The sequence below is a fragment of the Achromobacter deleyi genome, from assembly GCF_013116765.2.
GTDB lineage: Bacteria > Pseudomonadota > Gammaproteobacteria > Burkholderiales > Burkholderiaceae_B > Achromobacter > Achromobacter deleyi_A.
In genome coordinates this window covers 2,053,336-2,078,353 of record NZ_CP074375.1, presented here as the reverse complement: position 1 = coordinate 2,078,353, position 25,018 = coordinate 2,053,336, and the positions used below count along the sequence as shown (strand labels likewise).

Annotated in this window: 24 protein-coding genes; 7 read left to right on the top strand and 17 right to left on the bottom strand. The window is 65.5% G+C overall.

What is annotated here, in order from left to right; all coding sequences use genetic code 11:
- The first annotated feature begins 224 nt into the window (after positions 1–224).
- The 4 genes from HLG70_RS09305 to HLG70_RS09290 all read left to right on the top strand — a co-directional run bounded on the left by HLG70_RS09305 (position 225) and on the right by HLG70_RS09290 (position 4,400).
- Positions 225–1,214 (top strand): hypothetical protein, encoded by a 990-nt coding sequence (locus HLG70_RS09305; RefSeq protein ID WP_171662055.1) that lies wholly within the window; start codon positions 225–227, stop codon positions 1,212–1,214.
- Between the two features lie 742 nt (positions 1,215–1,956).
- Entirely contained in the window at positions 1,957–2,538 is a 582-nt protein-coding gene (locus HLG70_RS09300) for a nucleotidyltransferase family protein (protein WP_234103029.1), read from the top strand.
- 696 nt (positions 2,539–3,234) lie between these two features.
- On the top strand, positions 3,235–3,849 hold the full coding sequence (locus HLG70_RS09295; protein WP_171662056.1) for a hypothetical protein: 615 nt from the start codon (positions 3,235–3,237) through the stop codon (positions 3,847–3,849).
- A 41-nt stretch (positions 3,850–3,890) separates the two neighbouring features.
- Positions 3,891–4,400, top strand: coding sequence for a hypothetical protein (locus HLG70_RS09290; protein ID WP_171662057.1), 510 nt, complete (start codon positions 3,891–3,893; stop codon positions 4,398–4,400).
- A 45-nt stretch (positions 4,401–4,445) separates the two neighbouring features.
- On the opposite strand, the gene HLG70_RS09285 is transcribed toward HLG70_RS09290, so the two are convergent.
- From HLG70_RS09285 to HLG70_RS09260, 6 genes are all read right to left on the bottom strand, one after another.
- The gene (locus HLG70_RS09285) at positions 4,446–4,805 is read right to left on the bottom strand and encodes a transcriptional repressor (RefSeq protein WP_171662058.1); all 360 of its coding nucleotides are present in this window, start codon (positions 4,803–4,805) and stop codon (positions 4,446–4,448) included.
- A gap of 173 nt (positions 4,806–4,978) precedes the next feature.
- Positions 4,979–5,686: a peptide-methionine (S)-S-oxide reductase MsrA gene (gene msrA, locus HLG70_RS09280; protein ID WP_171662059.1), complete on the bottom strand. Its 708-nt coding sequence runs from the start codon at positions 5,684–5,686 to the stop codon at positions 4,979–4,981.
- A gap of 31 nt (positions 5,687–5,717) precedes the next feature.
- A complete protein-coding gene (msrB, locus tag HLG70_RS09275; protein WP_171662060.1) occupies positions 5,718–6,218 on the bottom strand; it encodes a peptide-methionine (R)-S-oxide reductase MsrB in 501 nt (166 codons plus the stop codon).
- A gap of 64 nt (positions 6,219–6,282) precedes the next feature.
- Positions 6,283–6,609 (bottom strand): pentapeptide MXKDX repeat protein, encoded by a 327-nt coding sequence (locus HLG70_RS09270; RefSeq protein ID WP_171662061.1) that lies wholly within the window; start codon positions 6,607–6,609, stop codon positions 6,283–6,285.
- Between the two features lie 39 nt (positions 6,610–6,648).
- The gene (locus HLG70_RS09265) at positions 6,649–7,440 is read right to left on the bottom strand and encodes a molybdopterin-binding protein (protein ID WP_171662062.1); all 792 of its coding nucleotides are present in this window, start codon (positions 7,438–7,440) and stop codon (positions 6,649–6,651) included.
- Positions 7,441–7,450: 10 nt separating this feature from the next.
- The gene (locus HLG70_RS09260; protein WP_171662063.1) at positions 7,451–8,083 is read right to left on the bottom strand and encodes a cytochrome b/b6 domain-containing protein; all 633 of its coding nucleotides are present in this window, start codon (positions 8,081–8,083) and stop codon (positions 7,451–7,453) included.
- Between the two features lie 143 nt (positions 8,084–8,226).
- On the opposite strand from HLG70_RS09260, the gene HLG70_RS09255 reads away from it, so the two are divergent.
- Both HLG70_RS09255 and HLG70_RS09250 read left to right on the top strand, forming a co-directional pair.
- Positions 8,227–8,955 (top strand): response regulator transcription factor, encoded by a 729-nt coding sequence (locus tag HLG70_RS09255; protein ID WP_171662064.1) that lies wholly within the window; start codon positions 8,227–8,229, stop codon positions 8,953–8,955.
- On the top strand, positions 8,952–10,430 hold the full coding sequence (locus tag HLG70_RS09250; protein WP_171662065.1) for a sensor histidine kinase: 1,479 nt from the start codon (positions 8,952–8,954) through the stop codon (positions 10,428–10,430). The genes HLG70_RS09255 and HLG70_RS09250 overlap by 4 nt, the downstream gene beginning before the upstream one ends.
- Here HLG70_RS09250 and HLG70_RS09245 read toward each other — a convergent pair.
- From HLG70_RS09245 to HLG70_RS09220, 6 genes are all read right to left on the bottom strand, one after another.
- Positions 10,427–13,009 (bottom strand): PEP/pyruvate-binding domain-containing protein, encoded by a 2,583-nt coding sequence (locus tag HLG70_RS09245; RefSeq protein ID WP_171662066.1) that lies wholly within the window; start codon positions 13,007–13,009, stop codon positions 10,427–10,429. The genes HLG70_RS09250 and HLG70_RS09245 overlap by 4 nt on opposite strands.
- A complete protein-coding gene (locus HLG70_RS09240) occupies positions 13,006–13,653 on the bottom strand; it encodes a TetR/AcrR family transcriptional regulator (RefSeq protein ID WP_171662067.1) in 648 nt (215 codons plus the stop codon). Before HLG70_RS09240 ends, HLG70_RS09245 begins: the two co-directional genes overlap by 4 nt.
- Before the next feature lie 76 nt (positions 13,654–13,729).
- Positions 13,730–14,887, bottom strand: a complete 1,158-nt coding sequence (locus HLG70_RS09235) for an NAD(P)H-dependent flavin oxidoreductase (RefSeq protein WP_171662068.1) — start codon at positions 14,885–14,887, stop codon at positions 13,730–13,732.
- 127 nt (positions 14,888–15,014) lie between these two features.
- On the bottom strand, positions 15,015–16,403 hold the full coding sequence (locus HLG70_RS09230; protein ID WP_171662069.1) for a tripartite tricarboxylate transporter permease: 1,389 nt from the start codon (positions 16,401–16,403) through the stop codon (positions 15,015–15,017).
- A complete protein-coding gene (locus HLG70_RS09225; RefSeq protein ID WP_171662070.1) occupies positions 16,400–16,885 on the bottom strand; it encodes a hypothetical protein in 486 nt (161 codons plus the stop codon). The genes HLG70_RS09230 and HLG70_RS09225 overlap by 4 nt, the downstream gene beginning before the upstream one ends.
- Before the next feature lie 73 nt (positions 16,886–16,958).
- Entirely contained in the window at positions 16,959–18,245 is a 1,287-nt protein-coding gene (locus tag HLG70_RS09220; RefSeq protein WP_171662610.1) for a hydroxymethylglutaryl-CoA reductase, degradative, read from the bottom strand.
- A 131-nt stretch (positions 18,246–18,376) separates the two neighbouring features.
- Between HLG70_RS09220 and HLG70_RS09215 the strand changes: the two genes are divergently transcribed.
- Positions 18,377–19,795 (top strand): PLP-dependent aminotransferase family protein, encoded by a 1,419-nt coding sequence (locus HLG70_RS09215; protein WP_171662071.1) that lies wholly within the window; start codon positions 18,377–18,379, stop codon positions 19,793–19,795.
- Here the strand turns inward: HLG70_RS09215 and HLG70_RS09210 are convergent.
- The 5 genes from HLG70_RS09210 to HLG70_RS09190 form a co-directional block, all read right to left on the bottom strand.
- On the bottom strand, positions 19,786–20,598 hold the full coding sequence (locus HLG70_RS09210) for an anaerobic ribonucleoside-triphosphate reductase activating protein (protein WP_171662072.1): 813 nt from the start codon (positions 20,596–20,598) through the stop codon (positions 19,786–19,788). The genes HLG70_RS09215 and HLG70_RS09210 overlap by 10 nt on opposite strands.
- The gene (gene nrdD / locus HLG70_RS09205; protein WP_171662073.1) at positions 20,564–20,746 is read right to left on the bottom strand and encodes an anaerobic ribonucleoside-triphosphate reductase; all 183 of its coding nucleotides are present in this window, start codon (positions 20,744–20,746) and stop codon (positions 20,564–20,566) included. The genes HLG70_RS09210 and nrdD overlap by 35 nt, the downstream gene beginning before the upstream one ends.
- Positions 20,747–20,802: 56 nt before the next feature.
- Entirely contained in the window at positions 20,803–22,794 is a 1,992-nt protein-coding gene (locus tag HLG70_RS09200) for a ribonucleoside triphosphate reductase (RefSeq protein WP_171662074.1), read from the bottom strand.
- A gap of 169 nt (positions 22,795–22,963) precedes the next feature.
- The gene (locus HLG70_RS09195) at positions 22,964–23,314 is read right to left on the bottom strand and encodes a DUF3325 domain-containing protein (protein WP_171662075.1); all 351 of its coding nucleotides are present in this window, start codon (positions 23,312–23,314) and stop codon (positions 22,964–22,966) included.
- A complete protein-coding gene (locus HLG70_RS09190) occupies positions 23,311–24,921 on the bottom strand; it encodes a PepSY-associated TM helix domain-containing protein (RefSeq protein WP_171662611.1) in 1,611 nt (536 codons plus the stop codon). Before HLG70_RS09190 ends, HLG70_RS09195 begins: the two co-directional genes overlap by 4 nt.
- Positions 24,922–25,018 lie beyond the last annotated feature (97 nt).

Genomic DNA, 25,018 nt, shown 5'->3' with positions numbered 1-25,018 from the left:
TAGAGGCCATAATAGTGACGCTCAGACCTCACCAAAACTGGAAGTTGAAAACTAACATCCACGGTACCTATGCTGTCGATTTTTTGTCCAGGAGATCAGACAAAATTTTCACCATAGATGTGGAGCAAGACTTCGGCATCGCGTATGTCCAGCAGAATAGCTGACTCACGAGTATTAGCTGCCTTTTTACAAGCAAAGTGCGGCTTAATGAACACCAATAAAGAATGAAATCCCACGTCTATTTGCTTGCTCATCGCAACGGCCGACGCTTCAAGATTGGAAAGGCTAATGACATCATTCAGAGGGCGCGCCGCTTCGGTCTGGACGACATTGAATGGACTAGCTCAGTCGGGCTTGAAGTACAGAGCGCCAAGGTTGCGGCACTCCTGGAACGAATTCTCCTACGCACATTCGATGAATGGCGTCTCTCGGCAGAGGAGGTCGCTGCCGACGCAGGCGTGCTTGATGGTGCCACAGAGTGGATGCGCAGTGATTGCCGGTGGCGTGTCGACTTATTTCTGACGCACATCGAGGACATCTTTCCATATGTCCGCATTACTGGTGAAACACTGAATACCCAGGTCAAGGAACTGACCGCCCCAATATTTGAAATCATTGCGAGACGAGCACAAAACAAGGCGGAGAAAAATGAGCGGAGGGAGGCACGAGAGATTCGCCAACAGGCTGCGGACCATGCATCACGCACAGAACTTGAAGCTGCTCTACTCTGCGCAAAAGGCGCCCTTTGGCGAGAATTGGAACGCCACATCGATACAGGAACAATTGTGGGCATGGCAGCGGAAGGCCATGGCTGGACGCTCCTTCTAATGGATCGGGCTGTGGACGAGCGCATCTGGCAGTTGAGCCTGCAAGAGACGCAATTCAGTTGGCCCAACGGCGCGGGAGGGCTCGTCTCGTCGATCTCGGAGTACCGAAGCGGCGAAATCAGAGTCTGCGCAGTGTGTTTCGGCACTAGCTTCTACGATGGTTGGCCGATACCGGACGTCACGAGCCATACGCTAGTTGACGTGACGAAGTTCTTGCGATCTTTGTCCTTAGTTGATCTCGACAAATTCAAGGCCACCTTGGACGCCGGCATCTTCAGCGATACTTGGTCTCAAGATGCGCACGATGGCCTGCATACATTCATTGATAAACATCTGCCGATACAGCAATCCAGGCAAGCGGCGCGCATGTCGACCCAACTCTTCTAGAGGATTGCGGGCATCCGAATGACCACGATGTGCGTAAGACCGCGAATTCATTGTGAGGGTGCGGCTGCCAGCAATCGCTGCATTGCGGCCGATCAATCTGTCTAGCCCAACGGCAGCAATGGGTCGGTAGCGGGCATCCGCATGTCAGCTACCGGCCAAGAGCAGCCGGTCGGATCATCGGTCAAGAGCCGTCATCCAATGTGGAAGTGATCGGCCTGCGCGGTATTCCGTGCAGATCCGATCGACTGCCGGGTTAGATCGGAAAATTAACAAGAGCCCCCTATCATTTACTTTTGGGGGGATTGCTAGATTTGCTAGGTTTGAGAGATGGTGTATTCCCTGGTGTAGTTTTGTTATCGCGGCGGCGCTGATCCGGTTTTCCAGTTGATTGTGCTATCGGCTTTGGTCCTGGTTTAAGTGCCATGAATGCTCTCCTTTGTGGCTTAAAAATTACAGTGGACGAATTACCTTTTACTTGGTTTCAGGACAGCAGCATTGCTGTGTAACAGCCCGCCCGAGTGCTGGCTGAAGTCACGTTACCTCACTTTACCCATGACCGGCGGTGCGAGCGAGCGGGTTTTCACGTATGGACGGAGTCCAGAGCGCCTGCCGTCGGCCCTGACGGCCGGAATGGGTCAAAAGCGGCCCGTCGTCAACGACTGCTCCCGGCCAATCGCGGACGCTCAGCGTTTGTGGATTTACACTCTCTCGCCTCCCCAGAATTCCCGCTCCAAGAAGAATCGTGGAAGACACTCAAGCAAACTATGAGCAACGGCTTTGCGACTTGGTCGAAGCTTCCGGGCAATTGATGGCCGCGTTGCGAACCGTACGATCGCTCGGCTTGTCATCGTGGTGCATTGGCGCTGGGGTCATCCGATCATCGGTATGGGACGCCTTACATGGCTTTCAGGAGCCGTCCAGCGTGGATGACGTGGACGTCGCGTATTTTGATGCGGACGCGGCCTCTGGCCAGGATGCGGCACTTCAAGAGCGGCTGACTTTCCTGGCCCCGCATCTCGCCTGGGATGTGACGAACCAGGCAAAAGTGCATGAATGGCTTGTAGACGCATCTGGGCGGGCAGTTGCACCGCTTGACTCATTGCAAGACGGGCTCAGCACCTGGCCGGAATTCGCCACCTGCGTCGGCGTTTATTTGGATGATGACGAGTCGGTAAAAGTAATAGCGCTGCACGGATTGAATGATCTGTTCGAATTGCGAGTTCGGCATAATCCTCGCCGCGCGAGTGTCGAAACATTCATGGACCGGGTGCACTCCAAACGATTCGGCATACGATGGCCCCGTCTTTCGATCTGCATGCCGTGACCGTGATTGTGGGAGGGCGGGCCAAGGCGATTGTCTGGATTTCCTGTATTCGGAATGAACTAGCCCTCGGGCGTGTAGTAGAGAGTCGTTCCGCAGACGCCGCAGAAATGCTCCCGGGTGTAGCTATGCTGCATCAACCCACGAGCTCGGATTTGTTTCCCATTGCAGTTCTTGCATGACACCCGGCCGTTGGAGCCACACAATTCCGGGTGCTTGCGTCGATACCATTCGAAACTACGATTCTCGAATTTATTGATTCGAAAGTATCGACTCAATCCTACAGCCGCCCATATACCGCCAAACAACAGGCCGAACAAACCGGCGGAATTGCCGCCAATAAAGTAATGCACGGATGCAAAGACAATGACCAGTCCAATGGCACCCATTCCGCCCGCCATGTATTTAACAAATTTTCTTCGCATTTCTGAGAAACCTGAAAGTTAGATGGGCCTAGGGTTTTGCTGGTGAGTGCGGTAAGGACGTTTGGTTGCAGCAGGGAAAGCATCACTCGACGTGAGGCGAAACATGTCGGACGAGGTGGAACCGGGCCCGACTTAAAATACTTCAAGCAGTAACTAAACGTGTGTTATGTTAACATTTACGGCACGTGCTGCGCAATGTGTTGCTTGCTGCAATAGATGCCTCCACCTCTAGTGAATTTCCTTGCACAACTTGGTTTGAGAGGCGTTGAGAACGTTGAAGAAAGTCTTCTTGGCATACCCGGTGTTCTTCTTGCTGGCGGGCTGTCAGACACCCGCCGTCCACACCATGAATTTCATTCTGAATGGCGGCGCGACTGAACTGGATCGGAACATGCGCCAGGTCAATGTCGCCGCTCAGGTCATACGTGACGAGGTCTGGGCGGGCGACTACCCCTTTGCGGCTCGCAATCAGCTCTACACCGTGGGCGTCATCAAGGGCGAGCCCGAGTACGCCATGCGCGTCGCGTTTCTCCAGATGCGCCACCCGGAATATGGCGCCTGGGTTCGCGCCGGCGGCAAGGGGTGGGTGACGACGGGCATCATTCCGGACCACTTGCCGCAACTCAAACAGGGCGATTTTGTTGAATTGCGCCAAACTGGCACGTCTAACGTCGTGAAGGGATTTGCCGCGACCGGTGAAGGCAATGTGGTGCTACGCATTCTGTGCCAGGCGGCCTCTCCGGAATTCAAGGCATGCGTGGCCAGGTTGCCACGTATCGGCACCTTCCAAGGGTTCGGCGAGACCAGCACTTACTACCCCGAAAGCGTGCGCGAATACGGTTTCAGCTTCACCCAAAAATACGACGCCAAGGGTGCGCCGTTGCCATAGGGCCGTGGCCTGGCTAACGATCCATCGAAAGACCCATGCACATGAATCTGAACTTCCATATTGTGGTTGCTACCGTCGTACTTACGCTTGGAGGGTGCGCAGCAACCGGAGACGATTACGTCGTAGGCGTGCGACCGGCTGTGGTGGATCACCCGATACTGGGCTCGCTCACCATCCAGGAGCAGGACCTTCTCGGCCCCGATAGCAATCAAAACGGGGTGCGGGATGAACTCGACAAGACCTTGCGCGCGACATTCACCGAGCGAGATTCCCTCGCGCTAGGCGAAGCTTATGCGGTGCAGGTCACAAAGGTCATGATTGACGGCGCCGCCGGGCGTGCGCCGACGGCGGTCGAGATTCAATCCTATGTCGTGGCGCGGGATTGCCTATGGGCTGTCAATGCTGATGCCGTCGACCAGGTACGCGCGCAGACGACACGTACCAAGAACCGCGCCGACGCGATGCGGGCTTGGGCCCAACAGGCTGGGCCTCTTCCTTCCGAGGGGAGTGTTGCGTGCACGGCTGGCACGCCCGAAGCTGCCGCCAGCTAGAGGGGCAAGGAGAGGCATAGGGCGCCTGGCCGTAAAGATGGAAACTCAGGCCGCGGAGAGATCCCGAAAACCTGTCTTGCCTTCGAATATTTTGTGGAGGGCAGAAATGAGTTCGGATCGACGCCCGTCGATGTCCAGCAGATTGATTTCATACTTGCTCACGCCATCCAGCCGGGAAGCGAGCTCCGGATGGAGTTCCGCATGGATGGCATGGCCGGTGAACACGACCGGCAGATCGGAAATCCTGGCAACCAGCTGGTCGTAAACCATCAGCTCGATGTGTTCTTCGTGCGGAATTCGGGATAGGGAAAAACAATATCCTGAAGTTTCGTCGGTGCAGTGGACGTAGGCCATTGGATAAGTCTCGTCACATGCTGACGCGGAGAACTTTGCGTTGAATTTCATGGATATCGAATTTTTAGTTATGCCGACCAATCGGTTTCCGCCGAATTTTCGCCCACCCTGGCGATAGTGTCGAATGTCCTGCCAAACGCGGAACCTGAGCGAAGCTGGCAAACGCGAACCGTCAACTGGCCCGTCGATTTTCCATCGACGGGCCTTATACGTTTCACCCGGCTTTACTTCCCGTTTTCATTGACCAGCACCGGCTTGTCGCGATACCGGTCCGGGAAGGTCTTGGCCAGGTTTTCGACCTTGGGAATGTCGTTCACCACGATGTACATGCTGTTCGGGTGGCGGACAAGATAGTCCTGGTGGTAGCCCTCGGCCGGGTAGAAGGCCTGCAGCGGTTCTATCGTGGTGGCCAGGGCCTTGGGGTAGACGCCGGCCTGGTTCAGTTGGGCGATGTAGGCTTCGGCTACCTTGCGCTGGCTGTCGTTGGCGGGGAACACGGCGGAACGGTATTGAGTGCCGTAGTCGGGGCCCTGGCGGTTGAGCTGGGTGGGGTCGTGGGCCACCGAGAAGTAGATCTGCAGCAGCTGGCCGTAGCTGACCTGGCTGGGGTCGTAGGTGATTTCCACGGCTTCGGCGTGGCCGCTGCGTCCGCTGCTGACGGCATCGTAGTTCGCGGTGGCTGCCTGGCCCCCGGCATAGCCGGAGACCGCGCCGCTGACGCCCTTGACGTGCTGGAACACGGCCTGGACGCCCCAGAAGCAGCCGCCGGCGATGACGGCTTTTTCCTGAGTGGCGGAATCCTTGGACAGATCGGCGGCGGGAGGCGGGATGATGAAGGCGCGCTCGGCGGCGGACGCTGCGGCCGCGCCCAGCAGGCCGCAGGCGGCGGCAAGCGCGGCGCAGAGCCTGCGGATCGGGAGATGCTTGATCATGGTGTCGGATCCTGGGTAATGCGTCCGCGGCTCAGGCCTGCGGAGCGAACGTCATGGCCACGCCGTTCATGCAATAGCGTAGTCCGGTGGGGCGGGGGCCGTCATCGAATACATGGCCCAGATGGCCGCCGCAGTTGGCGCAATGCACCGCGGTGCGTGTCATGCCGAAGCTGCGGTCGCGGGTTTCGCCCACGGCGCCGGGCAGGGGCTGCCAGAAGCTGGGCCAGCCGGTGCCGCTGTCGAACTTGGTGGACGAGGAAAACAGGGGGTGGGCGCAGCCCGCGCAGGCGAAGGTGCCTTTGCGGTGTTCGTCGTTGAGCGGGCTGGTATAGGGGCGTTCCGTGCCTTCGCGGCGCAGCACTTCATACTGCTCGCGCGTCAGCCGTTCGCGCCATTGGGCGTCGGTGAGCGTGTAGGGGAAGGACTCGGCGGTGGCCGCGTGGCCGCTGCGGGAGACCAGCAGCGGGGCCAGGCCGGCGGCCATGGCCGCGGCGCCGCCCAGGCCCAGGAAGTGTCTGCGATTGAGTGTCATGGTGTGCTCCGTTAATGGGTGGGGCGGCGTCGCAGGACGGCGGGGCGCCGGCTGGCGCCCGGGCCTACTTTTTCATCCCGTCCTTGCCCATCCCGTCCTTGCTCATCGAATCCTTTGACATCGAATCCTTGGACATGGAATCTTTCGACATCGACCCCTTGGACATGCCGTCCTTGGACATCGAGTCCTTTTTCATTCCGTCGTGCTGCATGCCGTCCCGGGACATGGAGTCTTTCTTCATTCCGTCCGGGGCCGGGGCGTCCTTGGACATGCTGTTTTTGGACATGCCGTCCTTGCTCATGCTGTCCTTGCCCATGTTGTCGGCGGCGTACGCGGCCGTGGCGCCCAGGGCCAGGCACAGGGACAATGCGGCGGTGGTGATTTTGTTCATGATGCGTTCCTTGGATGAAAGGGGTAAGACGGGTTTCACCTAGCTTCCGCCGAACCAGTTGTAGCCCTGGTCCTCCCAGTAACCGCCCGGGTAGGTGTTGGTGACGAAAATCGCCTGTATGTGCTTGGGGTTCTTGTAGCCAAGCTTGGTGGGCATGCGCAGCTTCATGGGGAAGCCGTATTCGGGGGGCAGCGTCCGGCCGTCGTAGGTCAGCGCCAGAATGGTTTGCGGGTGCAGCGCGGTGGGCATGTCGATGCTGGTGTAGTAGTCGTCCGCGCACTTGAAGCCCACGTATTTGGCGTTCAGGTCGGCGCCCACGCGTTTCAGGAAATCCGAGAACGGCACGCCGCCCCATTTGCCGATGGCGCTCCAGCCTTCCACGCAGATGTGCCGTGTTACCTGGTCGATCTGGGCCATGGCGCGCAGCTCCTCAAGCCGCCAGCGGCGCTTGTCGGCGACCAGGCCGGTGACCTCCAGCCGGAACGATTCCTCGTCCACATGGCGAACCTCGTCGATGCCGTAATAGGCATTGAACGGAAAGGGCCGGGTGATCATGGACTCCGGGTAGGTCGGCGCGAGCTTGGTTGGGTCGAAGATCCAGCCTTGCACGCGGTCGTTGAAGCGCGAGACCGCGGACAGCGCCTTTTCCACGTTTTCGTCGTCCGACAGCGAGCACCCGGACAGCATGGCCACGCCGCCCAGTGTCAGCGTGCGGCGCAGGAAGGCGCGGCGGGAAGGCTGCTCCACGCGCTTTTCCAGCAGCTTCCTGGCTTCGCTCAGGATGGCCGGACCGTCCAGGCCCAGCAGCGAGAGGCGTCGTTTTTCGCTCACGGAATACTCCTTATTTGCCGCGGATCATGGCGATCAGGCTGCGGGGCACCAGCGCCACCATCGCGAGGTGGACGACCACGAAGGCCGCGAGCAGCGCCATGGCAAGGAAGTGGACGCGGCGCGCGGCTTCGTAGCCGCCCATCAGCTCGCGCAGCAGGTCGAATTGCACGGATTTCCACAACACCAGTCCGGACAGGATCAGCACCGCGATGTCGGCCATGACAGACAGATAGGCCAGGCGCTGCACCTGGTTGTAGCGGCGCGGGTCGGCGTGGGACAGCTGGCCGCGCAGCGCCGCCGCCAGGTCGCGGGCGACGCCGCGCGGGGCGATGGGCAGGAACTTGCGCCAGAGGCGGCCGGTGGCGACGTTCAGCGCCAGGTACAGGAGGCCGTTCGCAAACAGCAGCCACATGCCGGCAAAGTGCCATTGCAGGGCGCCGCCCAGCCATCCGCCCAGCGTGATGCCGTTGGGGAAGGTAAAGTCGAAGAACGGCGAGGCGTTGTAGATGCGCCAGCCGCTCATCGTCATGATGACCACGGCCAGCGCGTTCAGCCAGTGGGTTGCGCGCAGCCAGCCGGGGTGGATGGCCTCCGCCGGCCGTGGCGCGGGCGGCGTGTCGTGAATTGCGGGGCGGGCCAACATGGAGGTCTCCGGGGCTTGCTGTCGTTGGAGCCATTCTTCCCCGGGCCCGATACCGAAGTCCTCACGCAAAGTTAAATTAAATGTGAACTTTCGCCGGCGCGGATTGGCGACAATAGGCGCATCGACCTTGCCCAGAGTGCCCCATGGATACGCCCCGACGCGTACTGATAGTTGAAGACGACGTTCACATCGCCGAACTGCTGCGCCTGCACCTGCGGGACGAGGGCTATGCGGTCGAGCACGCGGCCGACGGCAACGAGGGCATGCGGCGGCTGGAAGAGGGCGGCTGGGACGCGCTGGTGCTGGACCTGATGCTTCCCGGCATAGACGGCCTGGAGATCTGCAAGCGGGCCCGCGCCATGGCGCGCTACACGCCCATCATCATCACCAGCGCGCGCTCCAGCGAGGTGCACCGCATCCTGGGCCTGGAGCTGGGCGCGGACGATTACCTGGCCAAGCCTTTTTCCATGCTGGAGCTGGTGGCGCGAGTGCGGGCGCTCCTGCGCCGCAGCGACGCCATCGAGCGCAATGCGCGCATCGACGCCGGCAGCCTGGCCTTGCACGGGGTGTCCATCGACCCGATCGCGCGCACGGTCGACGTCGACGAGCGGCGGCTGGACCTGACCCCGCGGGAGTTCGACCTGCTGCATTTCTTTGCGCGGCATCCGGACAAGGTGTTTTCGCGCATGGATCTGCTGAACCAGGTGTGGGGCTACCAGCACGAAGGCTATGAGCACACGGTCAACACCCACATCAACCGGCTGCGCACCAAGATCGAGGCCGACCCGTCCAACCCCCAGCGCATCCTGACCGTCTGGGGCCGGGGTTATAAATTCGCGGCGGCGCCGGGCGGCGCGGGAGCGCCGACATGAAACGCCTGACCTTGACCCAACGGCTGTCCGCCGTGTTCGCGCTGCTGTTGCTGGCCTGCTGCGGGGCCTCGGCCTGGCTGCAGATCGCCGCCAACTCGCGCTATGAGCAAGAGGTCGTGCAGCGCCTGTCCAGCGGGCTGGCGCAACACATCGCCGGCACCACGGAGCTGATGGATGCCGACGGCTGGAAGCCGGACGCGGTGCGTTCGCTGTTCGACATGCTGATGGCGGTGAACCCGGCGGTGGAGGTCTATCTGCTGTCCAACGACGGCCGCATCGTGGGCGACGCGGCGCCGCCCGGCCAGATCAAGCGCGACCGTGTGGATCTGGCTCCGGTCAGGCGGCTGCTGGCGGGCGAGATGCTGCCCATCACGGGCGACGATCCGCGCAGCCTGGGCGCGAAAAAGGTGTTCAGCGCCGCGCCCGTGCGCGTGGACGGGCAGGAAAAGGGCTATGTCTACGTGGTGCTGCAAGGCCAGGCGCACGATGCGCTGGCCATGTCCGTGTCGCGCAGTTCCGTGCTGCGCACGACGCTCTGGTCGATCGCGCTGGTGGCGCTGCTGGGGCTGGTGGCGGGCCTGGCGGCCTTCGCCTTGATCACGCGGCCGCTGCGCGGGCTGACGCGGGCGGTGCGCGCCTTCGAGGGCGACGACGGCCGGGCGCTGGCCGCGCTGGAACGGCCGGGGGATGCCTCGGAGCGCAGCGGCGACGAGATCGCGGTGCTGCGGCGCACTTTCGTGCAGATGGGGAAACGGATTTCGGACCAGTGGCGCGAGCTCACGCGGCAAGACCAGCAGCGGCGCGACCTGGTCGCCAATATCTCGCATGACCTGCGCACGCCCCTCACGTCGCTGCATGGTTACCTGGAAACGTTGCGGCTCAAGGACGAGACCCTGGACGCCAGCGAGCGCCGCCGCTACCTGGACATCGCCTTGGCGCAAAGCCGCAAGGTGGGCCGGCTGGCGCAGGAACTGTTCGAACTGGCGCGGCTGGAGTCCGGCCTGGTGCGATTGGAGCCCGAGACCTTTTCCCTGCCGGAACTGGTGCAGGACGTGATCCAGAAATTCGAGCTGGCGGCCGAGGCGCGCCAGCAGCGCTTGACCACGGACATCCCGCAGGCGCTGCCACCCGTGCGCGCCGACCTGGGGCTGATCGAACGGGTGCTGACGAATCTGCTGGACAACGCCATCCGCCACAGCCCGCCGGGCGGCCGGATCGAACTGCAGCTGGGCCTGGCCCGCAACCGGGTGCGGGTGCAGGTCAGCGATTCCGGCGAGGGCATCCCGGCGGAGTTGCGCGCGGGGCTGTTCACGCGCGCATCGGCGCTGAACCGAGGTCCCGGCGACGGCGGCGGCCTGGGACTGGTGATCGTGCAGCGCATCCTGCAGCTGCACCAGAGCGAGATCCGGCTGGTGGAGGGCAAGGGCCTGGGCGCGGTGTTCCAGTTCGACCTAGCGACGGGGAGTCAGCCCTAGGGCGTGTTCCCAGGCGGGCCAGCGTCCTGCATGCGGCGCACGGTGCCTTGCGTGGCGTCCACGTCCAGCAGGTCGCCGGTGGCGACGCCTTGCAGGATGCCTTGGACGTTGACCACGGCGGGTATGCCGAACTCCCGCGCCACGATGGCGGCGTGCGAGAGGTAGCCGCCGGCTTCCATCACCACGGCCCCCGCGCGCAGGAACAGCGGCGTCCAGGCGGGGTCGGACGAGGCCGCGACCAGGATGCCGCCGGCCGGCATGGCCAGGCCCTCGTCCGGCGTGCGGGCGACAAAGGCGCGTCCATGGGCGCGCCCGCCCGCCACCGGGGTGCCGCGCCACGTATCGGGGGAAGTGCGGGTTGTCCGCGCGCCCGGTTCGGGCGCCGCGGCGCCATCTCGCGCGTATTCGGTGATGACATCGGCGTCCGGCAGGGCGGCCCAGGCCTCCAGCTGCGTCCGTCTGGCCGCGGCGCGGCGGCCCAGGGCCGCGGGCGCCATCCGGCCTTCCGCCAGCGCGAATATCTCGGCGGCGTTGAGATGGAAGATGTCGTCGGCGGCGGCCAGCCCGTCGGGGCCGCTCGTGCGGCGGCCCAATTCCAGTGCGCTTTTGCGCGCGACGGCCAGGTAGGCCACGAGCACGCTGCGAGCGGCTTCGCGCTGATTGCCTTCGATGCGGGACGAGGCCAGCAGCTTGGCGGCAAGCGCCCGCTGCCAGAAGGGCAAGGCCTTGCGCACGCGCTGCCATGCCTGGCGGGCCGCGGCGTCCTGGCGGGCGCGCAGCGCGGCGGGATCGGCGCCGATCAGGTTCAGGATGCTGTCCAGCAGGTAGCCGGGCGCTTCGCGCCAGCGCGGGTTGCGCAGATAGGTTTCATAGATGGCGCGGTGGCCGTAGCGGTGCAGGAAGTCGGCGAAGGCTTGCTTGAAGGCGCTGCCATCCGGCAGCGCGCCGGCCCAGGCGGCGCTGTCGCGACCGGGCGTACGCAGCCATGCCAGCGCCTGCGCATCCTGTTCGGCAAGCTGCGCCAGCGTCATGAGCGCATAGCCTTGCGCCGCGGTCACGCTGGGCTCGCCGCCCGCCATCAGCGCGGCGGTCAAGGCGTGCCCTTCGCCGGGGACGGCTTTATCCACCAGTTCCAGCAGCTTGGAGAGCGCGCCGCCGCCCGAGCCCTGCAGAAAGAACAGTTCGTCCGCGGCCAGCACGGTCTGGAACTGCTCGCGCAGCCGGGCGCCCAGCCCCGCATTGGAATCGGGCAGGGGAGCGTCCAGCCAGTCCTGCGCGCGGGCCAGCAGCACGGGCAGATCGGTGGCGGCCTGCCGGCGCAAGGGCGCGGCCCGGCGCAGATAGCGCAGGATGCGCAAGCCGTGCCGCAGGCGCTGCGCGGCGCTCAGCGGCGGCACGCGGATCTCGGGTTGCGGGCCGCCCAGCAGCGCATTCATGTCGCGAGGCTGGATGCCCAGCGCGTCATAACCCATCCACTGGATGACCGAGGCGTCCAGATAGGCGCGGCCCTGGAACAGCGCCGCCAGCCGCACGCCGGGCAGGGTGGCGTAGCCGCTGAGTTCAAAGCCGCAGGTCAGCATGCGCTGGGCCATGACGCGGCCGGCGTCCCATTCCAGCGCCGACATGGGTTGGGGCAGGACCTCGCGGGTGTTGCCGCGCGACCAGTACGCGGGCTGTGCTTGCAGCGCGGGATAGGTGTGCCGCGCGGACACGGTGACCGGCCGGGCCTGCACGATCCAGAACCGCTGTCCATCCCAGGCCCATTCGATGTCGTAGCCTGCGCCGGCGTAGTCCAGCGCGCGGGCTGCGTCGCGGACGATGTCACCCAGGGCCTCGGCCTGCGCATCCGTCAGCACGGCTTGGGCGGCGCGGGGGGCGGGCGTGGCGGCCAGCCGCGTGCCCGGGCCGTCCGCGGCGGGCAGGGTGGCGTGGCGCTTGGCGCCGGTCCGCCGCGCGGCTGGCGGCCAGGCCTGGCGCAGATAGTCTTCGCGCAGGCGGTATTCGTCGCCCTCGGCCTGGCCGTTCACCAGGGATTCGCCCAGGCCCCAGTTGGCGTGGATGAGCATCTCGTCGTGGCGGCCCGTGGCGGGGTCGATGGTGAAGGCAATGCCCGAGGCTGCCGCGTCGATCATGGGCATCACCACCACGGCCATGCCGCCGGCGCCATCGGCCGCCAGGCCCAGGCGCTGCCGGTAAGCCTGCGCCTGGGGCGTCCACAGGGAATCCCAGATGCGCCGCAGCGCCTGCAAGGCGGCTTCGGGCCCGCGGACATTCAGGCAGGACAGGTGGATGCCGGCGAACGAGGCGCCCGCAGAGTCCTCCTGGGGCGTCGAGGAACGCAGGGCCAGTGGACGCTCCAGCCACCCGCGGACGCGCAACGCCTCATGCAAGGCCTGCGCCACGGCGGGCGGTACGTCCTGGCCGGGCCGGTGTTCGCGGCTGGCCTGGGCCGGCAGCACGAAGCCGTCGGGCACGGGCACGCCGAATTGGGCCATCCGGCCCAATTGCCAGCCTTTGCCGCCCGCGGCCAGGGGGCCGGCCTGCGCGGCGGCCGCCCAGTCCAGCACCGGGGCGGTCATGCCGCGCTCCGGCTGGCGCCCTGCACGAAGAGGCTGATGGCGGCGTCGAATTCCGGCTTGAGGCTGGCGCCGGGCAGGTCCAGCCAGCGCAGCATGGCCCCCAGGTAAAGGAACTGCATGTGATGGGCCAACAGCTCGGCGGGTAGGTCGGTGCGCACCTGGCCGGCCGCCTGTGCGTCCTGGATCAGCGTGGCGAACACGCTCTGCAGGCCGCTGCGCGGATAGCGCTCGCTGTCGCGCCCGCCGGGCTGCAGCGTGGCCAGGCGATAGCGCAGGTAGGGGCCGAGGTAGGCGCGGTGCGATTCGGACCAATGGGCCGAGGCATGGAGTATCCGGGTCAGCCGCGAGGCGAGGGTGGGCAAGGCTTGCAGCGCCGGCCACAGCTCGGCCAGCGTGACGGCCAGCTCGCCGTGGAAACGGTGCGCCAGCAAGGCCTCTTTGACGGGAAAGTGGTTGTACAGCGTGCCCTTGGACACGTCCGCCTGGGCGGCGATCTGCTCCATCGTGACCGCGTCGTAGCCCAGCGTTTCGAACAGGCGGTAGGCGGTCTGGGCCAGATGGTCCAGCGTTTGCTGGCGCTTGCGTTCGCGCCGGCTGGTGTCCGGCTCGTTGGCGTCGGCGGGAGAGGGTTCGAAGGAGGGCATGGCGGATAAAATAATTGAACGACGTAAAATATTATACGTCGTTCAATTATTTTCGCGGAATCCGCGTCCCCGGGACCTATGCGGCGGCGGGCATCTGTCCGTGCAGCAGGTAGTCCATCAGTTCACGCACCGAGCGCATGGCGCTGCCGAACGGCAGCTTGGAAGCGCCGCGGAAGAACAGGCCGCGGCTGACTTCGCCGCGCATGGCGGCCGCCAGCTTCAGGTCGATGCAGAATTGCCCGAACTTCGCGATGCCGTCGCGCAGCCCGCATTGCGACAGGCAGTCCATGCGCTGGCTGCACCGGCGCGGGTCGGCGCGGGTATTGGCCTGCAGGGTGCCTTCCTGGCGCAGGTAGCGCGTCAGCCAGGGCGTGGCCACGGCGCGCGCGGGCAGGCCCGCGACGCTGGTGAACTCCGCCAGCTGGTCCGGGTCCGCATCGATCAGCACGCGCTTGAAGTTTTCGTGCGCGTCGCCCTCGTGGGTCACGGCGAAGGCCGTGCCCACCTGCACGCCGTCGGCGCCATGGCTGAGCCAGTGACGCACCTGCTCATGGCTGCCGACGCCGCCCGCCACGATCAACCGGGGGGCATCGCGGCCCAGTTGCAGTTCGCCGAACAGGGCGTGGCAATCCGCCAGCACGCGCTTGAAGTCGAAGCGTTCGTCATGCAGGTCGCTCAGCCGCGCCGCGCCCAGATGGCCGCCGGCGTAGCCCGGGTGTTCGATGACCACGGCGTCGGCCAGACGGCCTTTTTTCATCCACTTTTTCAGCACCGCGGCCACGCCGCGCGCTTCCGACAGGATGGGCACCAGCGCTACCTTGGGAAAGTCGGCCGTCATGTCGGGCAGGTCCAGCGGCAGGCCCGCGCCCATCACGATCGCTTCCGCGCCGCTTTCGCAGGCCTGGCGCACCAGGGCGGGGTGGTCGCGCACGGCCTTCATGACGTTCACCGCCACCAGTCCGCGGCCCTGCGCCGTTTCCAGCGCGGCGCGCACTTCGCGGTGCAGCGCCTCGCGGTTGGCGCTGTCGATCAATTCCCGGTCATTGCATTTTTCGGTTTTTTCCACGAGATCGGCGTGGTGATGGCGCAAATCGACGCTGGCAATGGTGCCCACGGCATTCTGGCTGGCAACCGCGCCGGCCAGGCGATGAGCGGATACGCCGACGCCCATGCCGCCCTGAACTATGGGCAGCAATTCGCGTCCGGCGAGGGTGAGTGATTTGAACCACGTCATGATATGAGTCTTTCCTCTGGTCAAGAGAACAGAGGCTAGAGCAAGGGGGGGACCCCCGCCTTGCGCAGGATCAAGCGGGGCGGCAATGGCGGACGGGGGCGCGGGGCCCCGTCCGATCCGTCACGGATTACGCCAGCAGCTTGATGATCGCCGGCACCGACAGCACGGCGGTGTAGTAGCCCATGAACTGCACGCCGGTGTTGAAGCCGAACAGGCGCGACAGCAGGCCGCCGAACAGGCCCATGGTCAGGATGACGAGCAGCCCCAGGAATTGGCCTTCCCAGATGCTGATCACGATGATCAGGCCGACAAAGGTGGCGATGATGGCTTCGTGGCTGACCTTGCGCGATACGAACAGCGCGGCGCGGCGCGCGAAGTTCATGGCGAAGGGATACGAAACCACCGCGGCCAGCAGCACCGCCAGCATGCCGTAGCCCAGGAATTCCCAGTGGTTCAGCAGGTTGTGCAAGTTGTGCGTCTGGCCGGTGGCGGCGTCCACCGTGAAGCGCGGCGGGGCGTTGAACAGCGGCGCGGCCGGGCCGGCCGCCACCGGGCTCAAGGGCAACCCGAAGGCGATCAGCGGGATCAGCGCCTCGGCAATGTAGGTGGCTTCGGTGACGCCATTGCGCGCGCTGAGCACCGTGGTCAGGCGATGATAGGCGTGCTTGACGCGCGAGCCCACCAGTTCGCCCAGCACCACGGTCATGGCGACCGGGCTGAACACGAACGTGGCGCTGGAAATCGCCGCCGTGGCCAGCGTCCAGCGCGTCTGCACGCGGTCCATGACCTTGAGCGGGTTCGGGAAGTAGCCCGACCAGCCCTTGACGTCGGGCGCCAGCGAGAACGTGCGCACCTTGTCGCGCATCATCTTGCTGCGGCCCTGCGGCGAGATCACGGTGAACAGGTCGGCGATCAGCGGTCCGATGGCGATGCCCAGGAAATAGCTGATGCTGAGTTTCACGCCGTATTTTGCCGTCAGGCTTTGCAGGGCAATGATGACCATGACGAACGGCACCAGCAGCGCCACGGCCGCCCAGCGTCCGGCCGAGAAGTAGGCGATCAGCACCGCCGCGGCCAGGAAGATCCATGGCGCGGACTTGGTGATCGCCGCGCCGAACGGCGCCAGCAACACGGCGAACAGCACGGCCAGCGGCACCGCCACGAAGGCGGCGACGATGGCGCCCGACACCATCTTGCGCAGCGCGATATGCGGCACGCCCAGCTTGCGAAGCATGTTCGCGTCCTGCAGGAGCGGAGTGGCGAGCGTGTCGCCCGGTATGCCCAAGAGCGCCGTGGGCACGGCGTGCGTCATGTGCTTGGCCACGGCGCCCGCCAGGAAGAAGGTGAACACGCCCGCGGGCGGCACGCCCAGCAGCACCACCAGCAGGGTAAGCGGGGCCAGCGTCGTGGTCTCGTCGGTGCCCGATACCAGGCCGATGGCCGCGAACACCACTGCGCCCAGCAGCCCCATCGCGGCGGCCACCATGATTTGTTCAAGCAGAATGGGATCGCTCATGCCAGAGCCTCCTTGCCAGCGCCGCGCCGCGCAGCGGCGGCGGCGGCCGGGACGGCGGCCTGGGCCGCGGGCTCGGCGAACAGGTCGTACAGGTCCAGTTCCTTGAGTTCACGCACCACTGCGTCCGGCAGGTCCGCAAGCGTGCCCAGGCCGCCGGGCTGCTCCGCCAGTTCGGCCAGTACCTCGGCACGCCACGCCGGGTCATGCGTGGAGCTGTGCTCTATGACTTCGCGCTTGGGCGGGAACAGGCGGGCGCAAATGACGCCGGCCAGCACGCAGCCGGCCAGGCCGGCCAGCATGGCGTAGGCGTGGGCCAGTTCGGGCGACGCCACCACGCCGCGCAGCCAGCGGCTGGCGGCGTAGAAACCCGTCACGCTGATCGTGATGCCGATGCCGATGGCCCAGGCGAGCTGCCGCAGGTCCACCGTGTCGCTCCAGACTTCGGCCAGGCGCGTGGATGGCGCCGGGGGGCTTTGTTTCATGTCTCTCTCCTTTGTGATCAGGCGGCGCGCGGGGATTCCGGGCGCCGCCTTTGTTCTTGTCCGGCCGGATTTATCAAGAGGCGCGCAGTTCCTCCAGCAAGGCCAGCGCGCGGTCGGTGCGGACGTCCTTCTCCGCCGCCATGCGCTTGGCGATCGTGTCGATCTCCGCGCCCGTCGCACCCGCCACCAGCGCAATGTTGCGGGCATGCAGCGCCATGTGGCCGCGCTGGATGCCTTCGGTGGCCAGTGCGCGCAGCGCGCCCAGATTCTGCGCCAGACCCACGGCCACGGCGACTTCGCCCAGTTCCTGCGCCGAACGCACGTCCATGATCTTCAGCGCCAGCCTGGCCAATGGATGGGTCTTGGTGGCGCCGCCCACCAGGCCTACGGGCATGGGCATCTCGATAGTGCCGACCAGCGCGCCGGAGGTGTCCTTTTCCCAAGTGGTCAAAGAGGTGTAGCGGCCCGACCGGCTGGCATAGGCGTGCGCGCCGGCCTCGACTGCGCGCCAGTCGTTGCCGGTGGCCACGATGACGGGGTCGATGCCGTTCATGATGCCCTTGTTGTGGGTCGCCGCGCGGTAGGGGTCGATGGCGGCAAAGGTGTAGGCGTCCAGGACGCCCTCGATGATCTCCGCGCCGCTGCGCTCCTTGGTGTCCAGCACCTGCGGCGTAAGGCGCACGCGCGCGCGGGCCAGGCGCAGGTCCGCCAGATTGGACAGGATGCGCAGGCGCACCGACCCGCCGGCGATCTCCTCGACCAGCGGCGCCACGGCCTCGGCCATGGTGTTGACGGTATTGGCGCCCATGGCGTCGCGCACGTCGACGATCAGGTGCATCACGATCATGGGGCCGCGCGGGGTGTCCGGAAACACATGGACCTCGATGTCCTGGCAGCCGCCACCCAGTTCGATCAGCACCTTGTCGCGGCTGTTGGCCAGCGTCAGGATGCGGTCGCGTTCGCGCAGCAGCGCCAGGCGCGCGCCATGCGGGTCGGTCAGGCCCAGCACCTGCACCTGGGCGCGCATCAGCGGACGGGTGCTGGAAGTTTCGAAGCCGCCGCATTCGCGCGCCAGCTTGGCCATGTAGGACGCGGCGGCCACCACCGACGGCTCTTCCACCGCCATCGGCACCAGCACGTCGCGGCCATTGACCTGGAAGTTGCCCGCCACGCCCAGCGGCAGTTCGAACGCGCCGATGACGTTTTCGATCATGCCGTCGGCGCGGTCCAGGCCGAGGGCACCGGGAGCAGCCAGCAGTTGCTGATCTTCCGGGGTGAGCGAGGCGGCGGCGGCGATGACGGCCAGGCGTTGGGCGGGGGTGAGGGCCCGGAAATTGGGCAGGCGTGAATCGGCCACGATGGCGTGTCTCCGTATAAGAATCGAGTGGCCTGATTCTAGGTAAACTGTACCGCTATTGAGAGGTACAGTTTGGGCAAACAGTACCATTGCACTGCACCAATTTTGGCAACGATTCAGGTGGGACCCCAAGCGTGGATGAAGCGAACCTTCCCGGCAGGCCACAGCGCGCCGCGCCCATTGCCGAAAGCCTGGCCAAGCTGATCGGCCAGCAGATCGCCGATGGCGTCTACCGCCCGGGCGACAAACTGCCGTCCCTGCGGGAACTGGCGCAGCTGCATCGCTACGCGAAGAACACGGTGGTGGTGGCGTTCGAAATGCTGGTGGCCCGGGGGCTGGTGGAACCGCGCCGCGGCTCCGGTTTCTTTGTGCTGGATGTCGCCCAGGCGCGTCCGCCCGCCGACGAGGAGTCCGGACAGCTGAGCCGCGCGATGGACATCGTCTGGCTCATGCGCGAACAGTTGAAGACCCAGCCCGACGCGGTGGCGGTGGGCGACGGTTTTCCGCCGGTGGAATGGCTGGCCGACATGCGCATGGACCGCTATCACCAGAAAGTGGTGCGCACCGGCCTGGGCGCCTTGTTCCGCTACGGCAGCCGCTTCGGCTATGCGCCGTTGCGCGAAAGTCTGGTGCGCAAGCTGGGCGATGTCGGCGTCAGCGTGGCGCCATCGCAGCTGGTGCTGACGCATGGCGCGAACGAAGCCATGGATCTGGTGATCCGTTACTTTCTGCCGCCGGGCGCCACAGCGCTGGTGGACGATCCGGGCTACTACCCGCTGTTTGGCAAGCTCAAGTTGGCGGGGGTGCGCATGCTTGGGGTGCCGCGCCTGCCCGACGGCCCGGACCTGGCCGCGCTGGAAGCCTTGCTGCAACGCGAAAAGCCGCGCCTGTTCTTCACCCAGTCGCTGGCGCACAACCCGACGGGCTCGGACATCTCGCCGGCCAAGGCCTACAAGATCCTGCAGCTGTCGGAGCGCTACAACCTGATGGTGGTCGAGAACGATCCGCTGGCCGACTTCAAGCCGACATCGGCCGTGCGCCTGTCGGCGCTGGACCAGCTGGAGCGCACGATATATATCGGCAGTTTTTCCAAATCGTTTTCCGCGGCCTTGCGCGTGGGCTTCATCGCCTGCAACGCGGCGCTGGCCAGCGATCTGGCCGACCTGAAGGCGCTGGTCCATGTCAGCAGTTCCGAATACTGCGAGCGCATGGTGGACGTGATGCTGCGCGACGGCCACTACGAACGCCACCTGGTCAGGTTGCGTCAGCGGCTGGAGGCCGCCACCGGCCACGCCTTACAGGTGCTGGACTCCCTGGGGGCCGAGGTGTTCGCCCGGCCGACCAGTTCCCTGTATCTGTGGTCGGCCTTTCCCGGCGTGGCGGATTCCCTGACCCTGGCGGCGGACCTGATGCCCGACAAGGTCATCATGGCTCCCGGGCGCGTGTTCAGCGTGGACCCCACGGCGGTGTCGCCGTGGTCCCGCTGCAATGTGGGCGCCGTGGGCTCGCCACGCTTCCACGCGACGCTGAAGGCGCGCCTGCCTCAGCGATAGAAAAACTCTTCGAAGGTCTGCCGCAGCGTCGCTTGCGCCTGAGCGCTCAAGGCCCGGGCGACGGGCGCGGTGGGGCCGCTGCGGGCCGCCTGCACGGCGAATCGCCGCACGCCGCGGCGCGCGAGTTCCCGCGCCAGGGCCAGGAGCCTCGCTTCATCCAGCCAGTCGGGGTGCCAGGTGATGCGGCATTCGAAGTCCGGACCCGTCGACAGCAGCTGCGTCAGGCAGGCCAGCGCGGGGCGTTGCGAATCGCGCCGTCCGGTGATGTCGTCGTAGCCTTGCGCGTCGGCCTTGATGTCCATGCCCACCCAGTCCAGGTGGCGCAGCACATCGGCCAGGCGCAGCGGGTAGATGCCGGCGGTATGCAGCCCCACCCGGTAGCCCATGCGCTTGACGTCGCGGATCATCGCCGGCAGGCGCGGCTCGCTCAGGGGCTCGCCGCCGGAGAACACCACGGCGTCCAGCAGGCCCTTGCGGGTTTCGAGAAACTCGCGGACTTCGCGCCAGTCATAGCGCGCGGCGCGCGTCTGCAGTTCGGTGTTGTGGCAATAGTGGCAGCGCCACGGGCAGCCGGAAATGAAGACCACGGCGGCAAGCTGGCCCGGCCAGTCCACGGTGGAAAAGGGCACCAGTCCGCCTACCGCGGGCGAATGCCGCGGCAGTGGCTGGATGACGGGCTGGGGCGGGGCCGCGTAGGCCGTCCGGGCGGCCAGCCTGCGCACGGCATGGCTGGCCGCCCGCCCGGTTTCGGCGGTTTTCGGCGTGCCCTCAGGCGCGGCGTTCGACGAAGAAGCGGCGTTCATTGAATTCGCCTTGTTTGCCGGTGTTGAAGGAAGAAACGGGGCGGTGATAGCCCATCACGCGGGTCCAGACTTCGCAGCGCACGCGCTGGCTGTCGTCCAGCCCGGCGGCGGGCGCGGTCGTGGCGATGGGGGCGGTCAAGGTTTGCATAGGATTTCCTTGGATGTGGGTGCCGGGCGGATGCCCGGCGGGAACAGGCACCGGCCTCAGGCCGGAGCGCAGCACGATTGCTTGGCCAGGAGTTCGGCGTCGCATTTGGGGCAGAACTCGTGGTGCCCCGCCAGATAGCCGTGATTGGGGCAGATCGAGAACGTGGGCGTCACCGTGATGTACGGCAGCCGGAAATTCGACAGCGCGCGGCGCACCAGCTGCTTGCACGCGTCCGCGGAAGACACCGCTTCGTTCATGTACAGGTGCAGCACGGTGCCGCCGGTGTACTTGCTTTGCAACGCCTCCTGCAGCTCCAGGGCATGGAACGGATCGTCGGTGTGGCCCACCGGCAACTGGCTGGAATTCGTGTAGTAGGGCTGCGCATCGGTGCCCGCCTGCAGGATGCCGGGATAGCGCTTCCGGTCTTCCCGCGCGAAGCGGTAGGTGGTGCCTTCGGCCGGCGTGGCTTCCAGGTTGTAGAGGTGGCCGGTTTCTTCCTGGAATTCGGTCATGCGCTCGCGCACCCGGTCCAGCAGCCGCACCGCCAGCGCGTGGCCCGCCTGGGTGGTGACGTCTTCGGCGTCGTCCGTGAAGTTGCGGATCATCTCGTTGATGCCGTTGACCCCCAGCGTGCTGAAGTGATTGCGCAGCGTGCCCAGGTAGCGGCGCGTGTAGGGGTAGAGGCCCTGGTCGATGTAGCGTTGCACCACCTTGCGCTTGGTTTCCAGCACATCGCGGCCCAGGCCCAGCAGGTGGTCCAGGCGGTCCATCAGCTGCGCCTCGTCGCCGCGGCAGGTGTAGCCCAGGCGCGCGCAGTTCACCGTCACCACGCCCACCGAGCCGGTCTGCTCGGCCGAGCCGAACAAGCCGTTGCCGCGCTTGAGCAGTTCACGCAGGTCCAGCTGCAGGCGGCAGCACATGGAGCGCACCATGTGCGGCTCCAGGTCGGAATTCAGGAAGTTCTGGAAGTAGGGCAGCCCGTAGCGCGCCGTCATTTCGAACAGGCGCTCGGTGTTGGGATGGTCCCAGTCGAAGTCGGGGGTGATGTTGTAGGTGGGGATGGGGAACGTGAATACGCGCCCCTTCGCGTCGCCCGCCATCATGACTTCAATGTAGGCGCGGTTGATCATGTCCATCTCGGCTTGCAGGTCGCCGTAGGAGAAGGGCATTTCCTCGCCGCCCACATAGGGAATCTGCTCCTTCAGGTCGGGCGGGCAGGTCCAGTCGAAGGTCAGGTTGGTGAACGGCGTCTGCGTGCCCCAGCGGCTGGGCACGTTCAGGTTGAAGATCAGTTCCTGTATGGACTGCTTCACGTCGGCGTAGGTCATCGCGTCGCGGCGGATGAAGGGCGCCATGTAGGTGTCGAACGAGCTGAAGGCCTGTGCGCCCGCCCATTCGTTCTGCAGCGTGCCCAGGAAGTTCACGATCTGGCCGATGGCGGCCGACATGTGCTTCGGGGGCGTGGATTCCACCTTGCCGGGAATGCCGTTGAAGCCTTCGGTCAGCAGCTGGCGCAACGACCAGCCGGCGCAATAGCCGCTGAGCATGTCCAGGTCATGGATGTGGATGTCGCCTTCGCGGTGGGCGCGCCCGGCCTCCGGCGTGAAGACATTGGACAGCCAGTAGTTGGCGGTGACCTTGCCTGCCACGTTCAGGATCAGGCCGCCCAGGCTGTAGCCCTGGTTCGCGTTGGCGTTGACGCGCCAGTCGCGCTGCTCCAGATACTCTTCCATGGCGCTTTCCACGTCCACCAGCGTATGGCGCAGCGAACGCAGGCGGGCGTGCTGCTCGCGGTGGACGATGTAGGCGCGCGCGGTGCGCCAGTGGCCCGCCTGGACCAGCGCCTCTTCCACGCGGTTCTGGATGGTTTCGACGCCGGGGCACACGTTGTCCGCCAGCGCCGCGATGACCGCGCCGGTCAGCGCCTGCGCGTCCGCCAGGTCCAACTCCCCGGTGCTCTGGCCCGCCGCCGCCATGGCTTGCGCGATCTTGTCGCGATCGAATGCAACGATGCGGCCGTCGCGTTTGAGGATGTGTTGGATTTGCATGAGTGGCACCATATGTAGTGGAGTGTGAAAACTCTACCACCACATATGGTGCTCGCGGCGCCGCGCGAGTGTGGGATGTCAGCCCTGCTTGATGCGCGTCAAACGCGGGGTGCCGGCTGCGGAATCGCGCAATCCGGCCCCGATAGCCGCCAGGCCGGGGGCAGGGCCCCTAGAAGCCGATGCCGACGCCGACCAGGGAGATCGCCACCGCCAGCGCGGCGGTGCCGGCCGCGGGGCGCGGTGCCCAGGACAGCATTCCGACCCACAGCAGGGCGCCGGCGGACAGCCAGCCCAGCCAGGCGACCACGCCCACCGTGTTGCCCCACAGGCCCACGCAGGGCAGGATGGCCAGGCCCAGCAGCAGCACGCCGGCCCCGCGCAGCACGCGCGTGTGGCCGGCGCCGGGATCGCGTCCCCAGACCTGGTCGTAGTGGCGCGGCATCGCCAGGCTCAGGCAGGCCATGCCGGCGTAGGTCAGGAGCAGGGCCATCACGATGGCGAAAATGTCATTCATGTTCATGCGGCAGCCTCCTGGTTTGCGCGGGTCTTGCGCTGTGGAGGCGCGGACAGGGGCTGCCTGCACAAGCGGATGGCAGCCCAGCCGCATAGTACGCCGAATGCGATGGCGGTGAGTTCGACGCCGGCGCTTTCCCAGTCGCCGCGTGCGATCTGCGCCACGGGATGATCGCCCAGCATGAGGAACGACGCCACCGGCAGCAGCAGGCACAGCGCCGACAGCAGGCCGAGCTGCATGATCCAGGCGCGGCGCGGGCTGCACAGCCAGGCGTGGGCAAGGGTCAGCGCCCAGATGAGGAAGAAGCAGCGCAATTCCCACAGCGCGCGGTTCTCAAGCGCGACCGGCAGCAGTCGATTGGCCCAGAAGTAGCCGATGCAGGCGATGGCCAGCCCGGCCAGCGCGGCCACGTTCAGCCCTTCGATCAGGCGGTACATGCGCGCCGTCGCCGCGCCGAATTCATTGCCGTGCTTGGCGCGCCGCTTGACCATGAACAGCACGGCGCCCGTGCCCATCATGGCCGCGCCGGCCATGCCGCAAAGGAAATACAGCCACTTGATGGCCAGTCCGCCGAATTGCGCCATGTGCAGGTCGGCCATCACCTGGCGCACCAGCGACGGCGCGCCTCCGTTCACGTCGCCCGCGGGCCGCATGCGCAGCAGTTCGCCGCTGGCCGCGGAAAACTCGGCCATGCCGGTGGTCGCGCTGATTCTGCGGAAGGTGTCGGCGTCCTCGTTCCAGCCGTAGACGGCGATGCGCATCGAGCTGTCTTCGGGGTTGTTGATGACGATGGCGCGCGCGGTCTGGCCGATCATCTGCTCGGCGCGCGCCACGATGGGCTCCAGCGCCGGCATGGCCAGCGCCGTGCCCGTGCGCACCGGCTTGTCTTCGCCGGTCAACTCGGCCAGGTACAGGCGGGTGGCCTCCATGCCCGCGCCATAATGGGCGGCGACGGGGGCGGGCATCAGCTGCGCGCTGGAGATCATGATGCCGGTGTAGGCGATCATGAACTGGAAGGGCAGGGTCAGCACCGCCACCGCATTGTGCGCGTCCAGCCAGGACCGCTGGCCCTTTCTGGTACGGAAAGTGAAGAAATCCTTGAAGATGCGCTTGTGCGTGACCACGCCCGAGATCAGCGCCACCAGCATCGCCATGGTGGCGAAGGCGACAACCCACAAACCGAGGTTGGCGTCGTGCAAGGTGTAGTGGAAGTTCACGAAGTGCGTGCCGCCCATGGTCGCGCGGCCTTCGTCGTCATGGTGATCGTCCAGCTCGGCGCCGGTGAGGGGATCCAGCTCGGCGCTGGCGTACTGCCCGTTCTGGTCGAACCAATAGGCCGACAGCCCGTTCTCGTGCCCGCGATCCACGGGCCAGATCTCCCACATGCCGGCGCCCGCGTGGTTGCGCGCCATGTAGTCCACCGCCAGGTCGAGCCGCCGCGCCCGGTCCACCGGCGCGGTTTCCTGCTGCGCAGCCCGGGCTTCGGCCTCTTGGTGCTCGGGCGTCATCCAGTGCGTGATGGGGTCGGAAAAGACGGCAAGCGAGCCCGTCAGGAACACTGCGAACAGCAGCCAGGAAAACCAGAGCCCGACCCACGTGTGGAGCCAGGCCATGGACAGGCGGAAACCGGATTTCAAGGCAAGCCTCTATTTTTGGGCATCGCCCAGCGCAGGGCGTATGCATTTTTATTGAGAATAGTTCCGATTCTAG

Bases quoted from the DNA above. Each gene is read 5' to 3' on its own strand.
- HLG70_RS09270 (WP_171662061.1), bottom strand. From the start codon at position 6,609: ATGAACAAAATCACCACCGCCGCATTGTCCCTGTGCCTGGCCCTGGGC.
- msrA (WP_171662059.1), bottom strand. From the start codon at position 5,686: ATGATCAAGCATCTCCCGATCCGCAGGCTCTGCGCCGCGCTTGCCGCC.
- nrdD (WP_171662073.1), bottom strand. From the start codon at position 20,746: ATGCAAACCTTGACCGCCCCCATCGCCACGACCGCGCCCGCCGCCGGG.
- HLG70_RS09235 (WP_171662068.1), bottom strand. From the start codon at position 14,887: ATGACGTGGTTCAAATCACTCACCCTCGCCGGACGCGAATTGCTGCCC.
- HLG70_RS09290 (WP_171662057.1), top strand. From the start codon at position 3,891: ATGAATCTGAACTTCCATATTGTGGTTGCTACCGTCGTACTTACGCTT.
- HLG70_RS09245 (WP_171662066.1), bottom strand. From the start codon at position 13,009: ATGACCGCCCCGGTGCTGGACTGGGCGGCCGCCGCGCAGGCCGGCCCC.
- msrB (WP_171662060.1), bottom strand. From the start codon at position 6,218: ATGACACTCAATCGCAGACACTTCCTGGGCCTGGGCGGCGCCGCGGCC.
- HLG70_RS09210 (WP_171662072.1), bottom strand. From the start codon at position 20,598: ATGAACGCCGCTTCTTCGTCGAACGCCGCGCCTGAGGGCACGCCGAAA.
- HLG70_RS09225 (WP_171662070.1), bottom strand. From the start codon at position 16,885: ATGAAACAAAGCCCCCCGGCGCCATCCACGCGCCTGGCCGAAGTCTGG.
- HLG70_RS09260 (WP_171662063.1), bottom strand. From the start codon at position 8,083: ATGTTGGCCCGCCCCGCAATTCACGACACGCCGCCCGCGCCACGGCCG.
- HLG70_RS09230 (WP_171662069.1), bottom strand. From the start codon at position 16,403: ATGAGCGATCCCATTCTGCTTGAACAAATCATGGTGGCCGCCGCGATG.
- HLG70_RS09255 (WP_171662064.1), top strand. From the start codon at position 8,227: ATGGATACGCCCCGACGCGTACTGATAGTTGAAGACGACGTTCACATC.
- HLG70_RS09305 (WP_171662055.1), top strand. From the start codon at position 225: ATGAAATCCCACGTCTATTTGCTTGCTCATCGCAACGGCCGACGCTTC.
- HLG70_RS09250 (WP_171662065.1), top strand. From the start codon at position 8,952: ATGAAACGCCTGACCTTGACCCAACGGCTGTCCGCCGTGTTCGCGCTG.
- HLG70_RS09200 (WP_171662074.1), bottom strand. From the start codon at position 22,794: ATGCAAATCCAACACATCCTCAAACGCGACGGCCGCATCGTTGCATTC.
- HLG70_RS09285 (WP_171662058.1), bottom strand. From the start codon at position 4,805: ATGAAATTCAACGCAAAGTTCTCCGCGTCAGCATGTGACGAGACTTAT.
- HLG70_RS09195 (WP_171662075.1), bottom strand. From the start codon at position 23,314: ATGAACATGAATGACATTTTCGCCATCGTGATGGCCCTGCTCCTGACC.
- HLG70_RS09190 (WP_171662611.1), bottom strand. From the start codon at position 24,921: ATGGCCTGGCTCCACACGTGGGTCGGGCTCTGGTTTTCCTGGCTGCTG.
- HLG70_RS09240 (WP_171662067.1), bottom strand. From the start codon at position 13,653: ATGCCCTCCTTCGAACCCTCTCCCGCCGACGCCAACGAGCCGGACACC.